14 protein-coding genes are annotated in these 13737 nt (G+C 64.9%); 3 read left to right on the top strand and 11 right to left on the bottom strand.

The features are described from left to right. Positions 1–8: 8 nt before the first annotated feature. The 4 genes from ptsP to JYK05_RS01005 form a co-directional block, all read right to left on the bottom strand. Entirely contained in the window at positions 9–2597 is a 2589-nt protein-coding gene (ptsP, locus tag JYK05_RS01020) for a phosphoenolpyruvate--protein phosphotransferase (RefSeq protein WP_206467430.1), read from the bottom strand. A 12-nt stretch (positions 2598–2609) separates the two neighbouring features. Further along, positions 2610–3617, bottom strand: coding sequence for an SIS domain-containing protein (locus tag JYK05_RS01015; RefSeq protein ID WP_175940581.1), 1008 nt, complete (start codon positions 3615–3617; stop codon positions 2610–2612). Further along, positions 3607–4713, bottom strand: a complete 1107-nt coding sequence (nagA, locus tag JYK05_RS01010) for an N-acetylglucosamine-6-phosphate deacetylase (RefSeq protein WP_206467429.1) — start codon at positions 4711–4713, stop codon at positions 3607–3609. The genes JYK05_RS01015 and nagA overlap by 11 nt, the downstream gene beginning before the upstream one ends. Positions 4714–4896: 183 nt before the next feature. After that, positions 4897–5631 carry a GntR family transcriptional regulator gene (locus tag JYK05_RS01005; protein WP_175939272.1) on the bottom strand — a complete coding sequence of 245 codons (735 nt, stop codon included), beginning with the start codon at positions 5629–5631 and terminating at the stop codon, positions 4897–4899. 444 nt (positions 5632–6075) lie between these two features. Between JYK05_RS01005 and JYK05_RS01000 the strand changes: the two genes are divergently transcribed. Next, positions 6076–6891, top strand: coding sequence for a bifunctional helix-turn-helix transcriptional regulator/GNAT family N-acetyltransferase (locus JYK05_RS01000; RefSeq protein ID WP_241269819.1), 816 nt, complete (start codon positions 6076–6078; stop codon positions 6889–6891). Between the two features lie 61 nt (positions 6892–6952). Here the strand turns inward: JYK05_RS01000 and JYK05_RS00995 are convergent, their stop codons facing one another. Continuing rightward, on the bottom strand, positions 6953–7765 hold the full coding sequence (locus JYK05_RS00995; RefSeq protein WP_206467427.1) for a MetQ/NlpA family ABC transporter substrate-binding protein: 813 nt from the start codon (positions 7763–7765) through the stop codon (positions 6953–6955). A gap of 187 nt (positions 7766–7952) precedes the next feature. Here JYK05_RS00995 and JYK05_RS00990 point away from each other — a divergent pair, with 187 nt between their 5' ends. Further along, positions 7953–8249: a YciI family protein gene (locus tag JYK05_RS00990; RefSeq protein ID WP_206467426.1), complete on the top strand. Its 297-nt coding sequence runs from the start codon at positions 7953–7955 to the stop codon at positions 8247–8249. 39 nt (positions 8250–8288) lie between these two features. On the opposite strand, the gene JYK05_RS00985 is transcribed toward JYK05_RS00990, so the two are convergent. Genes JYK05_RS00985 through JYK05_RS00965 form a run of 5 tightly spaced genes read right to left on the bottom strand, consistent with a single transcriptional unit; the run spans position 8289 to position 12338 of the window. Continuing rightward, entirely contained in the window at positions 8289–8879 is a 591-nt protein-coding gene (locus JYK05_RS00985) for an SCO family protein (protein WP_175939264.1), read from the bottom strand. Then, the gene (cyoE, locus tag JYK05_RS00980) at positions 8876–9781 is read right to left on the bottom strand and encodes a heme o synthase (RefSeq protein WP_175939263.1); all 906 of its coding nucleotides are present in this window, start codon (positions 9779–9781) and stop codon (positions 8876–8878) included. Before cyoE ends, JYK05_RS00985 begins: the two co-directional genes overlap by 4 nt. 12 nt (positions 9782–9793) lie before the next feature. After that, the gene (locus JYK05_RS00975; RefSeq protein ID WP_175939260.1) at positions 9794–10906 is read right to left on the bottom strand and encodes a heme A synthase; all 1113 of its coding nucleotides are present in this window, start codon (positions 10904–10906) and stop codon (positions 9794–9796) included. Between the two features lie 21 nt (positions 10907–10927). Then, positions 10928–11566: a cytochrome C oxidase subunit I gene (locus tag JYK05_RS00970; protein ID WP_206467425.1), complete on the bottom strand. Its 639-nt coding sequence runs from the start codon at positions 11564–11566 to the stop codon at positions 10928–10930. A 22-nt stretch (positions 11567–11588) separates the two neighbouring features. Continuing rightward, positions 11589–12338, bottom strand: a complete 750-nt coding sequence (locus tag JYK05_RS00965; protein ID WP_206467424.1) for an SURF1 family protein — start codon at positions 12336–12338, stop codon at positions 11589–11591. Between the two features lie 130 nt (positions 12339–12468). Here JYK05_RS00965 and JYK05_RS00960 point away from each other — a divergent pair, with 130 nt between their 5' ends. After that, positions 12469–12678 carry a twin transmembrane helix small protein gene (locus JYK05_RS00960; protein WP_175939254.1) on the top strand — a complete coding sequence of 70 codons (210 nt, stop codon included), beginning with the start codon at positions 12469–12471 and terminating at the stop codon, positions 12676–12678. Positions 12679–12807: 129 nt separating this feature from the next. Here JYK05_RS00960 and JYK05_RS00955 read toward each other — a convergent pair whose 3' ends face one another. Next, the gene (locus JYK05_RS00955; RefSeq protein ID WP_175939252.1) at positions 12808–13665 is read right to left on the bottom strand and encodes a cytochrome c oxidase subunit 3; all 858 of its coding nucleotides are present in this window, start codon (positions 13663–13665) and stop codon (positions 12808–12810) included. Positions 13666–13737: the final 72 nt, after the last annotated feature.

Below are 13737 nucleotides of genomic sequence, written 5' to 3'. Positions count from 1 at the left end.
TCAAGCGTTTAGTCCTGCGGCCAGATTTCGCGGCTGGCCGCTCTTACTGCCTGCGCCGATTCGAGCGCGAGCACGTCTTCCGCGCGCTGACGGCAAAGCTGGTAATCGAGATTGCGCACGCGCGCCTTGATGCCCGGCACCGCGGACGGATCCACCGACAGTTCCGTCACGCCGAGGCCCACGAGCAGCGGCACCGCGAGCGGATCGCCGCCGAGCGCGCCGCACACGCCAACCCACTTGCCGTGCTTTTCCGCGCCCTGCACCGTCGTTTTGATGAGCCGCAGCACGGCCGGATGCAGGCCGTCGGACTGCGCGGCGAGATCGGGCTGGCAGCGGTCCATCGCGAGCGTGTATTGCGTGAGATCGTTCGTGCCGATCGAGAAGAAATCCGCGTACTTCGCGAGTTGATCGGCCAGCATCGCCGCCGACGGCACCTCGATCATCACGCCGACTTCCACCGGCTCCGTGCGTCCGGCTTCGCGCGCCAGTTCGTCGATGCGCGCCCGCAGGCGCTGCAGTTCGCCGGCATCGGTGACCATCGGCAGGAGAATGCGGACCGCGCCCGCCGGCTTGACGGCGAGCAGGCCGCGCAATTGGTCGTCGAGCAGATCGGGGCGCACTTGCGCGAGCCGGATGCCGCGCAAGCCGAGCGCCGGATTCTCTTCGGGCGGCAGCGTCAGATAGTCCACTTCCTTGTCGGCGCCGACATCCAGCGTGCGAATGATCGCGCTGCGGCCGGCCAGCGCCTCGACGATTTCCTGATAGCTCGACGTGTGTTCCGCGACCGTCGGCGCAGCCTGGCGATGAATGAACAGCAGTTCGGTGCGCAAGAGGCCCACGGCGTCCGCGCCGTTCTCGACGGCGGCCTTGGCGTCGTCGAGCGTGGCGATGTTCGCTGCGATTTCGACATGACGGCCGTCGCGCGTCGATGCCGCTTGCTGCGACATCTTGCGGTTCGCCTCGCGCACGCCTGCGAGACGCTCGCGCTCGTGACGCGCCCGCTCGACATCCAGCGCGCTCGGCGCATATTCGAGGCGGCCCGCCGACGCATCCACGACCACCTGCGCGTCTTCAGCAATCCCGTGCAGCGCATCGCCGATGGCGACGAGCGCCGGAATGCCGATCTGCCGCGCGATGATCGCCGCGTGCGAGGTCGCGCCGCCGCGCGACATCACAAGCGCGGTGACGCGCGTGCGGTCGATCGACGCCAGATCCGACGGCGTGAACTCGACGGCCGCGAGCACGGCTTCCTCCGGCAACGCGCGCGCCGCCGTATTCGTGAGACCGAGCGCGCGCAGCACGCGCTTTTCGATGTCGCGCAGGTCGGCCGCGCGTTCGGCGAGCAGCGCGTCGTTCACGTTATTCAGCAGCGCGATCTGCGCGCGGATCGCCTCGCGCCACGCGAAGCCCGCGCTCTTGCCGAGGCTGATCAGATCGCGCGCGGCATCGACGAGCGTCGGGTCTTCCAGCAGCACGCGATGCACCGCGAAAATGCCCGCTTCGCCGACCGCGCCGCGCTGCGACGCGGTGCGCACGGTGACTTCGAGGTCGGCATCGACTTGCGCGATGGCTTTATCCAGCGCGCGGCTTTCCGCCGCCGACGGACCGCTCGCCTGTTCCGGCGGCACGATTTCCTGATCGTCCCAGCGCACCAGCTTGCCGACCGCGATGCCCGGCGCCGCGCACACACCTGCGAGCGTGTTCGGCGGCAGCGGCTCAGCGGACGCGCGGACCGCCGCGGCCGGCGCGGGAGACTTCTCGCGCGCGGGCGTCTCTTCGACTTCGCCTTGCGCCGCGCGCAGCAGTTCGGTGGCGACGGCATCCACCGCTTCTTGCGCCTGCGCGCCGATGCCGACGAGTTCGATGGTCGCGCCCTCGCCCGCGCCGAGCCCGAGCAGGCCGACCACGCTTTCGACCGGCGCCTTGCGGCCTTCGAAGCGCACTTCGACCTTTGCGTCGAGGCCGCGCGCCGCTTCCCGCGCCCGCGCCGCCGGCCGCGCGTGCAAGCCGCCCGCGTGGGCCAGCGTGACGGTGCGCCGCGCTTCGGTCATCACGTTCGACGACGAACGCGCCACGTGCGCCGCCGCGCCGTCCTTCGCGCGCAGCACGAGCATGCGCGCGCCCGCCTTCAGCACGCCACGGCCGGCGCGCTCTGCGACCTCGAACGCGTCGCTATTGGCGACCGCGATCACCGAGACGAGACTCGGCGCGTGCTGCGCGACGAAATCCGCGTTGAATTCGATGAGCGGCTGGCCCGCGCGCACGGTCGCGCCTTGTTCGACCATCGGCGCGAAGCCCTCGCCGCCCAGCTCGACGGTGTCGATGCCGATATGCACGAGAATTTCCGCGCCCGCTGCCGTGCGCAGCGTGACCGCGTGATGCGTGCGCGCCAGATGCGTCACCGTGCCGTCGCACGGCGCGAGAAGCACGTTATCGAGCGGATCGATGCCGATGCCGTCGCCGAACATCCCCTGCGCGAACACAGGGTCGGGCACGTCGGCGAGCGGCACGACGGGACCGGTAAACGGAGCGAGCAGAACGATATCGCTCGGGTTATCGGTGGAATGGTTCAACACGGACTCCTCGGCACGGCGCATCGTCTATCTCACTCAATGGGTTTCGGTGACCTTGTTCAGGTGGCGCGGCGCGTCGGGGTTGCGCCCGCGCGCGGCGGCAAGACCCGCGGCCATCACGTAGAACGAAAGGATCGCGGCGATCGGATCGAGCGCCGGGTGGTCGGTGGCGACGAGCGGCAACTCGGCGCCGGGCACGTCGTCGGGTGCTGCGAGCAACACGCGCGCGCCGCGCGCGCGCATGTCCGCGGCCAACTGGATGAGACCCGCCTGCTCCGGCCCGCGCGGCGCGAACACGAGCAGCGGATAGTCGCGGTCGATGATCTCCATCGGACCATGACGCACTTCCGCGCTCGAGAACGCTTCGGCCTGAATGCCGGACGTTTCCTTCAGCTTGAGCGCCGCTTCCTGTGCGATGGCGAGCCCGAGGCCGCGCCCGACGACGATCATGCGGTCGACGCCCTTCAGTTCATCCACGGCGCGCGTCCAGTCGAGCTTGCCCGCCGCGCGCAGCGCATCCGGCAGCGACTTCAGCGCGTTCAGCAGTTCGGCGTCGCGCTGAACGTGCGCGATCACGATGGCCGACAGCGACAGCATCGCGATATAGCTCTTGGTCGCGGCAACCGAAAGCTCCGGTCCGGCGAGCAGCGGCAGATAGTATTCGCAGGCGTTTTCCAGCGGCGAGCCGGCGACGTTGACGGCCGCGACGGTGAATGCGCCCGCTTCGCGCAACGCCTGCATGGTGCCGACGAGATCCGGGCTCTTGCCCGACTGCGAGAACGCCACGGCAAGCTGGCCGGACACGCGCAGCGGCGCTTGCTGCAACGTGGCGACGGACATCGGTAGCGACGCGACCGGCACGCCGATGCGGCTCATCGTCAGGCTGGCGAAATAACTGGCGGCGTGGTCCGAACTGCCGCGAGCGACGGTCAACGCGACGTGACGCGGCTGCTCCGCGAGTTTCACGGCGAGCGCCTCGATGCGCGAGGTATCGGCGAGTTGGGCCGCGACGACATCCGCGGACTCCAGCGCCTCAGTGAGCATATTCGACAATCGATTCTCCTTCGACATAAGTGGCGGTCAGCGCGAAGTCCCGGTCGAGCACGACCATGTCGGCCCACGCGCCGCGCGCGATGCGGCCGCGGTCTTCGAGCCCGAGATAGTCGGCGGGATAGCGCGACAAGCGATTCGAAACGTCCGCGAGCGGAATGCCCAGCGAGACGAGATTGCGCAGCGCCTGATCCATGGTCAGCGTGCTGCCTGCGAGCGTGCCGTCCGCGAGACGCACGCCGCCCATGCACTTGGTGACGTGCTGGCTGCCGAGGCGGTATTCGCCGTCCGGCATGCCGGCGGCCGACGTGCTGTCGGTCACGACATAGAGTCGCGGAATGGCGCGCATGGCGGCGCGGATCGCGCCGGGGTGAACGTGCAGCAGGTCGGGAATCAGTTCGGCGTACTCCGCATGCGCGAGCGCCGCGCCGACCATGCCGGGATCGCGATGATGCAGCGGCGACATCGCGTTGAAGAGATGCGTGAAGCCGCGCGCGCCGTGCTTGAGCGCGTTGACGGCGTCGTCGTACGTGCCGAGCGAATGGCCCAGTTGCACGCGCACGCCGCGCGCCGCCATCTCGGAGATGACGTCGAGATGACCCGAAATCTCCGGCGCGATGGTCACGACGCGAATCGGCGCGAGATCCAGGTACTTGAGCACTTCGTCGCGCACGGCGATGGCGGCGGCGTCCGGCTGCGCGCCGAGCTTGCCCGGATTGATGTACGGTCCTTCGAGATGCACGCCCAGCACGCGCGCGCCGCTCGGCGCGCGCCGCTTCGCTTGTTCGCCGAGACCGGCGACGACCTGCATCAGTTCATCGCGCGGCGCGGTCATCGTCGTGGCGAGCAGGCTAGTCGTGCCGTGTTGCGCGTGCTGGCGCGCGACGGTATCGGCCGCGTCGCCACCTTCCATGATGTCGCGGCCGCCGCCGCCGTGCACGTGCAAGTCGATGAAACCCGGCAGGATGTACGGCGCGTCATTCGACGTCGGATCGGCTATGTGACCTTCGAGCGCCGTCACGCGGCCGTTCTCGAAACGCACGGTGCCGTGAATCCAGCCGTCGTTCGTCAGTATGTTTCCTTTCAGCATGAAGTTCTCTGGAAGTACGCAATGCGTAGGAGGTTCAGGTGCGGTTCGCGCCGTGCTGCGAGCACGCTGGCCTGCGCGGATGTTTCGGTGCGCGGCCGGCGAACGGCTTCTTTTGGTCCTCTCGTTCTCTTTGTTGCTCTCTTCTTTCGATGCCTGATGACGCCGGCCGTGCTGCACCCGCGCTCATCGATGCAACTCCGCGACGAAGTCGTAGTAGTCGTCGCGGCAATACGTATTCGTTAGTTCGATCGCCCGCCGTTGCGCCGAATAACCGATGCGCGTGATCACGAGCAGCGCGGCGCCGGGCGCGACGTCCATCAGCCGGGCGACTTCGGCGCTCGCGTTCACCGCGCGAAAGTGCTGCAACGCGCGCACCACTGCCTGACCGCGCTCCTCCAGATACCGGTACAGCGACGCGCCGATGAGCAGCGGGTCCGGCACAAGCCAAGCAGGCAGCGTGGAATGCTCGACGGCCATCACGATGCCGTCCGCCCGCCGCAATCTCCTGAGACTCGCGACGACCGCGCCGGGCGACAAACCCAGATGCACGCTCTCCTCGCGATTCGCGGGCCTCAGTCCGCGGCCGAGCCACACAGAATCGGGCAGGAAACCGCGCTGCTCCATCTTGCGCGTGAAGCCGGTCAGTCGGGACAACGGATCTTCGACGCGCGGCGTGATGAAATTGCCCGCGCCGCGCACGCGCCTGATCAACCCTTGTTCGACGAGCAAAGCGATTGCCTTGCGCGCCGTGATACGCGATACGCCGACGCCCTCCGACAACGTGCGCTCCGAAGGCAGCGCCTCTCCCGCCGACCATGTGCCTGCGTGAATGGCCGAAGCCAGACGCGCGGCAAGCTGGAGATAAAGCGGCGTATCACTGCGTTCGTCCGGGGTGAGATTCTTCCAATTTCCTCTCATGAAAGAACCCCACGCCCCGTTGAGTCGAGCCCATTATATAACCAACATAATACCAGTCAACGCGCGTCGAATGCCTCGTGGTGGAAGTCAAATTCCGTCTGGATTCAATAAGTTACAACTTGTTCAGACGGTGATGTCGCAAGAACACCGCTATCGGGACTTACCCGCATAGCGGGCAGAATGGAACCAGTCGCCGTCCACTGTCAGAAGGCGCCGGAAATTCGGGCATTTTCGTATTCGCACGATCGTGCTTTCTTTGGCACAATGCGTTCATTAGTTCGGAATCGCAACTAATTCAAATAGAACCACATATTTTTGAGAGAGCAAAGGCCAATGGGATGTTTTGATCGGAGTCGGGCTGTCGAGGCCGTGCGGCGCTTCAACCGGTTTTACGCGCGTCACGCAGGCGCTTTTCACGAACGCCTACATAAGAGCCACTTTTCCTTGACGGAAGTACGCATTCTTCACGAGCTCGCGCACGAACGCGCGCACACCGCCGCGGATCTGTCGCGCAACCTTGGGCTGGATACGGGATATCTCAGCCGTCTCATCACCAATTTCCAGAAGCTCGGTCTCGTCGTGCGCCGAAAGAACGAATCGGACGGCCGCGCGCATCTGCTCACCATGACGCCCGAAGCGAAGGCCAAGGTCGACGAGCTCGATCTGCACGTCTCCTCCGAAACGGCGTCGCTATTGAATGCGCTCGCGCCGGGCGAGATCGAGCAATTGTCGCTGGCCATGGCGGACATCGAGCGGCTGTTGTCGCCGGCTTCACAGGTTGCGCCCACGCGCCTGCGCAGTCCCCGCTGCGGCGACTTCGGCTGGATGATCGAACGTCACGCGCACCTCGACGTCTCGGACCGCGCGAGTCTCTCCTACGAGGCCCACGCAGCAAGGGTCGTGTCGCGCTTTCTCGGCGCCATGCAGACGAACACCCCGCGTATTGCGTGCTGGGTCGCGGAGCAGGAAGGCGACGCGCGCGTTGGCGCCGCGTTGCTGACCGCCGCTTCAGACGGCCGGGCGAGCATCGAGTTGTTGTTCGTGGAGCCGGGCGCGCGCCGCCGGGGTCTCGGCGAACAGCTCGTCGCCGCGTGCACGAACTTCGCGCAGGGCGCGGGCTACGCGAGCGTCGTGTGCCGGCTCGATCAAGCGCGCGAAGATTTGTGCGGGCTTTTCATGCGCACCGGATTCAAGGCGCAACAGGGCGTGGACGCAAGCCTCGTCTGGGAGCGCGAGTTGCGGCGCATCTACGCCGACTAGACCTCGCAAATGAAAACGGCGTCTCCAGGAGACGCCGTTTCGCTCATGAGTTTGCCGTCGCTTAGAACGAAGGCACAACCGAGCCCTTGAACTCGCTCTTCAGGAACTGGCGCACGTCGTCGGACTGGTACGCGGCGACCAGCTTCTTCACCCACGGCTGATCCTTGTCCTTCGTGCGCACCGCGATCAGGTTCGCGTACGGGCTATGCACGTCTTCGAGCGCGATCGCATCTTTCGTCGGCTGCAGGCCCGCAGCCAGCGCGAAGTTCGTATTGATGGCGGCGGCGTCCACATCAGCAAGCGTGCGCGGCAATTGCGCGGCGTCGAGTTCCACCAGCTTGATCTTCTTCGGATTCTCCGCGACATCGAGCGCCGTCGCGTTGTTGCCGTTCGCACCCGCGCCCGCCTTCAGCTTGATGACGCCTTGCGACTGCAGAAGCAACAGCGCGCGATTCTCGTTCGACGGATCGTTCGGCACCGCGACCTTCGCGCCTTGCGCCAAGTCCTTCAGCGACTTCAGCTTCTTCGAGTACACGCCGAGCGGCGAGATGTAGGTGAGTCCCGCGCTCACGATCTTGTAGCCGCGCTGCTTGATCTGGCTGTCCAGATACGGCTGATGCTGAAAGCTGTTCGCATCGAGATCGCCGGCGTCCAGCGCGGCGTTCGGCTGAACGTAGTCGTTGAACTCGACCACCTTCACGTTGAGGCCCTCGCGTTTGGCGACCTTCTGCACGACTTGCCAAATCTGAGCGTCAGGGCCGCTGATGGTGCCGACCTTGATGACCTTGTCGTCGGCGTGTGCCGAGAGACTCGTGACGAACGCGGCCGACGCGACGACGGCTGCCAGGCCTTTAAGCATATTTCTGCGCTGCATGGTCTTCCTGTTTCAAATGCAAATGACTGCGGGATAACTTGTTGCCGGCTCCGGCGCGAGCGTCGGGCCGGCGTGCCGCATGTTCGCACAGCGTTGGTGCGAGCGGAAATACAGTTTCCTCATGTGAATATCCGGCGCGCTGTCCGCTTAGAATCGGGCCTGGGACCCACTTTCGAACGGCGATAACATGTATGTGATCAACCTGCGATACACCGGCGCGCTCGCGGAAATCGACGATGCGCTCGAAGAACATCGCCTCTTCCTCGAACGCTATTTCGCGGCGGGCGTTTTCGTGATGGCGGGGCCGAAGGTTCCGCGCGACGGCGGGGTGATCATTGCGTCGGGCATCGAACGCGCGCGGCTCGACGAGATCATCGCGGAAGATCCGTTCGCCCGGCAGCAACTCGCGCATTACGAGATCATCGAATTCAAAGCGACGCGTCTTGCGCCGGGATGGAGCCTGCCGCAGCCGTCGAAGCCATAACGCAGAACGCAAAAGCGGCCCGCAGGCCGCTTCTCACGATCAGTCGGTCAGCAACTTCAGATCGTGGACCCACGGTTCGACGCCTTGTCCGTCGCGGGCGAAAAGCCGCAGCTCTCCGTCCTTGTCGAACACGTAGCTCGCGGCGGTGTGATCCATCGTGTAGTCGCCGGGCGTCTTGCCTGCCGCCCTCGCGTAGTACACGCGGAAGTCCTTCGCGACCTTCTGCAGTTCAGCGTCATTGGCCGGGCGCAAACCGATGTAGCTCGGATTAAACGCGGTCACGTACTGGCCGAGCAGGTTGGGCGTATCGCGCGCAGGATCGACGGTGACCATCAGCACTTGCACGTCCTTTGCCTTGTCGCCGAGTTGCTGCATGGCTTGCGACAGTTCCGCGAGCGTCGTCGGGCAAACGTCCGGGCAATGCGTGTAGCCGAAGAACAGCACGACCGCCTTGCCTTTGAAGTCGGCAAGCGTGCGCGTCTTTCCGGTCGTATCCGGCAACGAAAAGTCGCTGCCGAACTGCTTGTTGCCGGTGATGTCCAGGTTCTTGAAATCGGGCGCCTTATCGCATGCGCACAAGGCCAACGCGCAGACCAACAGCGCGAACAGCCGACGGACGATCTGCCTCATGCGCCGATCACCGTGCGAACGTAGTGATCGACGAGCAACGCGCCGAAGAGCAACGACAAATACACGATGGAATAGCGGAAGGTCTTGCGCGCGAGGGCGTCCGAGTATTCGCGATACAGCTTCCACGTGTAGCCCAAGAACACCGCACCGAGTCCGACCGCGCTTGCCAGATACACGACGCCGCTCATGCCGGAAACGAACGGCATCAACGTGACCGCAAACAGCACGATGGTGTACAGAAAAATGTTCAGCAGCGTGTACTTTTCGCCATGCGTGACGGGCAGCATCGGCAGGCCGGCGTTCTCGTAGTCTTTGCGGCGATACAGCGCGAGCGCCCAGAAATGCGGCGGCGTCCAGACGAAGATGATGAGCACGAGTATCCACGCGTCGCCGGGCACCGCGCCCGTGACCGCCGCCCAGCCGAGCGCGGGCGGCATGGCGCCCGACGCGCCGCCGATCACGATGTTCTGCGGCGTGTACGGCTTGAGCAGCAGCGTGTAAATGACCGCGTAGCCGACGAAAGTCGCGAGCGTGAGCCACATCGTCAGCGGATTGGTGAAGCGGTACAGCGTCCACATGCCGATGCCGCCGAGCACCGCGGAGAAGGTCAGAATCTGCGTGCTCGTGATTTGCCCGCGCGCCGACGGACGCCATGCGGTGCGGCGCATCTTCGCATCCACTTTCTGCTCGACGAGGCAGTTGATGGCGAACGCCGCGCCCGCCAGCAGCCAGATGCCGATGCCGCCGCCGAGCAACTTCGTCCACGGAACCATGCCGGGCGTCGAGAGAAACATGCCGATGACGGCGCAGAACACGGCGAGCTGCGTGACGCGCGGCTTCGTCAGCGCAATGTATTGCGAGACGCGGCTGCCGAGAGGGGAATTGAGTGTCGTGCTATCCATGGGAAGGCGCCATCACGCTGAAACGACGTCGCGTGCGGGAAGCGCGGCGCGGCCGGGACGGCTGGAAGAGATTCGAAAGTTTAGCATGACGAGCAGGAGCAGCAGGATCGCGGCCCCGCCGTTATGGGCGACGGCAATAGGCAGCGGCCATTGCAGCACGATGTTCGACATGCCGGTCAAGAACTGGATGACGATGACCGCGAGCACGCCGTTCGCCGGCTTGCGCAGCGATTCGAAGCGGCGCAATCTCGCGGCCAGCCACAGCAGATACAGCACGACGACGACCGCGAACGTGCGATGCGTCCAGTGGATCGCGACGAGCGCGTCCTGCGAGATCACATCGCCTTCGCCCGTCATGCCGAGCGCGCGCCACAGGTGAAAGCCGTGTTCGAAGTTCATCGGCGGAATCCATTGGCCGTTGCAAAGTGGAAAGTCCGTGCAGGCCAGTACAGCATAGTTCGTGCTCACCCAGCCGCCGAGCGCGATTTGCACCACGAGCAACGCGAGGCCGAAGAGCGCGGCCGGCATCCAGCGCGCGGCTGCGGGATCGAGCGACGGAATCGGCGTCTGGCGTGCCGCGAGCCAGCCGAGCGCGCCGAGCAGCGCGAGTCCGAGCAGCAAATGCGTCGTGACGATGACCGGTTGCAGCTTCAACGTGACGGTCCACGCGCCGAACGCGCCTTGCAGGCAGATCAGCAGCAGGATGCCGGTGGGCCACCACGGCGACACGTGCAGCGGACGACGCTTGATGCGCGCCGTCCACGCAATGATGACCTGCGCGATGATCAGCACGCCGATCGCCATCGCGAAGTAGCGGTGCAGCATTTCGATCCACGCCTTGACCATGCTGACCGGGCCGGTGGGCATCGCCTGATATGCGGCAGCAATCTGCGCGTGCGCGATGAACGGCGACGACGTGCCGTAGCAGCCCGGCCAGTCCGGGCAGCCGAGGCCGGAATCGGTCAGGCGCGTAAAGCCGCCGAACATGATCAGATCGAGCGTCAGAAACGTGGTCAGCCAGACGAGCTTGCGGAACTTGTTGTCATCGGCTTTTACCCAGACGAAGGACAGCGGCAGCAGCGCAATGCATAAGCCGATCATCCCCAACTGCAATACATAACTCATGTTTCACCTTCAACCCGCGTGTTAGCCGATCCGCGACCACTTCAGCAGCTTCGCCAGATCCGCGTTGATCTTCTTGGGATCGGGATTCTTCGGGAAGCGCATCATCAGATTGCCGTTCGGGTCCACCAGATAGATGTGGTCCGTGATGCTGCCGCCGTCAGCGACCGGCAGCCAGTCCGCGACCGCGCGCGGATCGGCGATCAGCATGCGCGTGTCCGGCTGCGGATACGCCGTCTTGATGACATCGGCCACGGGCTTGTCATCCGTGCGCAGCCAGACGTTGACCACGCGGTCGCGTTCCGCCGATTGCAGCACGCGCACTTGCCGCATGTAATAGAGACGCGTGACGCATTGCTCGTCGCAAGCGCTGCCGTTGACGGTGATCATCAGCCACTTGCCTTCGAGTGACTTGAGCGGCATGGCCTGCCCTTTCTCGTCGGTGACGACGAGTTGCGAAGGAATCGGCCGCTGCGGGTCGATCAGCGCGCCATAGCTCGATGTGCCGCCCGCTGGCTTGAACACGTAGTACATCAGATAGGAAGCGATGACCGGCGCCGCGCAGACGAGCGCGAGCAGCACGAGCATCCAGCGCCCGCTGATCCATGATCCTTTCGGGGGCGTGCGGGGCTTGTCGGCAGTCGTGGGACGTTGAGATGGCATCAAGAATTCGGTGAGAGTTAGCTCAAGCGTGGCCGGCGGCTTCGTCGTCGGAGTCGTCTACGAGACGCGTGTCGTCTTTCTTCGCGGCGCGGCGGGCGGCATACAGCCCGAAGCCCACGGCGGCGGCGGCCATGCCCCACCACTGGAGCATGTAGCCGTAATTGCGCTCGACGCCCATCGTCGGCGCGCGCCAGTCGCGCACGAGCCGGTCGTGCGTGTCGTTCGTCTGCTGGATCACGAACGGCTGAAACGCGAGCCCGGTTTCGGCGGCATAGGCCGGAATGCTGAGATTCTGGCGAATCTGCTGGTGCCCGGCCGACCCGCCCGTTCCCAGTTCAAACGCCTGCGACGGATTGGCGCGGGCAATGCCTTCGACGTCGACGACGCCCTTCGGCGTCTCGTACGGCTCGATCCCTGTGCGATCAGCCAGATTGCGCGGCAGCCATCCACGATTGACGAGCACGTAGCCGCCGCCCTCGAGTTTAAGCGGCATCACGACATAAAAGCCCGGCTGGTCGTTATATGGACGATTATCGAGATAGACGACGCGCTCCGGCATGAACTCGCCGCGCGCCTGCACCCGGTGGAATTCGACGGATTGCAGCGGAATCGGATCGACGCCCACGCGCGTGGCCGGCGCATTCGCGAAGGCCGTGATGCGCGCGTTGAGCGCCTCTTTCTGATGCGCGCGGTCGCGCTGCCAGAATCCGAGGCGCACCGTCACGGCAACGACGATCAAGATGACGAGCGTGGGCCAGAAGCGAATCTTCATGACCGCAGCCGCCGCGCGACGGCGCGCGCCGCCGCGCGGCGCGATCCGTCGAGTGAGATAATGAGATGACTCGTTTCCATACTGCTCGATGCGTTATCCGGGCAAGTTGAGCAACTTTGCCGGCTGGTTTATGCACATTATCGTCGCCATCGCTTTCATCCTCATTCTCGGCAGCCTCGCCTCGGCGCTGTACTTCATGATGACCGACCGCGGCAAGACCAAGCGGATGGTGTGGTCGCTCGCCATGCGCGTCGGGCTGTCCATTTCGCTCTTCCTGTTCATCCTGTTCGCTCACTGGATGGGGTGGATTCAGTCGACGGGCATTCCCCTCGGACGATAACCCGCCGCGAAGGTTCGCAAGAACGAGGCGTATTGTCGCGGCAACGTCGCGCAACAAAACAAAACGCCGCCCTCGAACGTCAGGGCGGCGTGCTTGCGCGGCGGGCCTTGAGCCCGCGGAGACGCGCAGTTACAGCCAGTAGACGACGACGTACAACCCGAGCCACACGACGTCCACGAAGTGCCAGTACCACGCGGCGCCTTCGAACGCGAAGTGATGCTCCGGCGTGAAGTGTCCGCGAATCAGCCGGACCATCACCACAGCCAGCATCGTGCCGCCCAGGAACACGTGGAAGCCGTGGAAGCCCGTGAGCAGGAAGAACGTCGAGCCGTACACGCCGGATGCGAGCGTCAGGTTCAGTTCGTTGTACGCGTGGAAGTATTCGTAGCCCTGGCAGAACAGGAAGATGACGCCGAGCAGCACGGTCGCGGCGAGCCAGCCGATCGCCTTCTTGCGATGATCTTCCCGCAGCGCGTGGTGCGCCACCGTCAGCGTCGCGCCGGACGAAAGCAGCAGCGCCGTGTTGATGGTCGGCAGGGGCCACGGCACCATCGCGCGGAAATGCGGAACCAGCGCGGCGGGACCGTTGTTCGGCCACACGGCGGAGAAGTCCGGCCAGATCAGCTTGTAGTCGAGGCTGCCCAATTCGTGCAGCGCGATGGCGCGCGCGTAAAACAGCGCGCCGAAGAACGCGCCGAAGAACATGACTTCGGAGAAGATGAACCAGCTCATGCTCCAGCGGTACGACACATCCACGCGCTTGCCGTACATGCCGCCTTCGGATTCCGAGATCGCGTCGCCGAACCAGTGCCACAGCACGAACAGCAAAAACAGCAGGCCGAGCAGCGTGCCGAACGGCGCCAAGGAATGCCCGTTGACCCACGCCGCCAGCGACGACAGCATTACCAGCAAGCCGCACGCAGCCATGATCGGATGCCGTGACGGATGCGGCACGAAATAGTACGGGCTCTCGTTTTGACCGCTCATCGTTGATTCTCCACTTCGATCCAGTTGCTTGAATTATTTTGCCGCAGCGCCGTTCGGCGCGAGCGCGCTTTG

Source organism: Caballeronia sp. M1242, from assembly GCF_017220215.1.
Taxonomy (GTDB): domain Bacteria; phylum Pseudomonadota; class Gammaproteobacteria; order Burkholderiales; family Burkholderiaceae; genus Caballeronia.
Note: the sequence above shows the minus strand (reverse complement) of the source record. Positions and strands in the feature narration are given on the sequence as shown.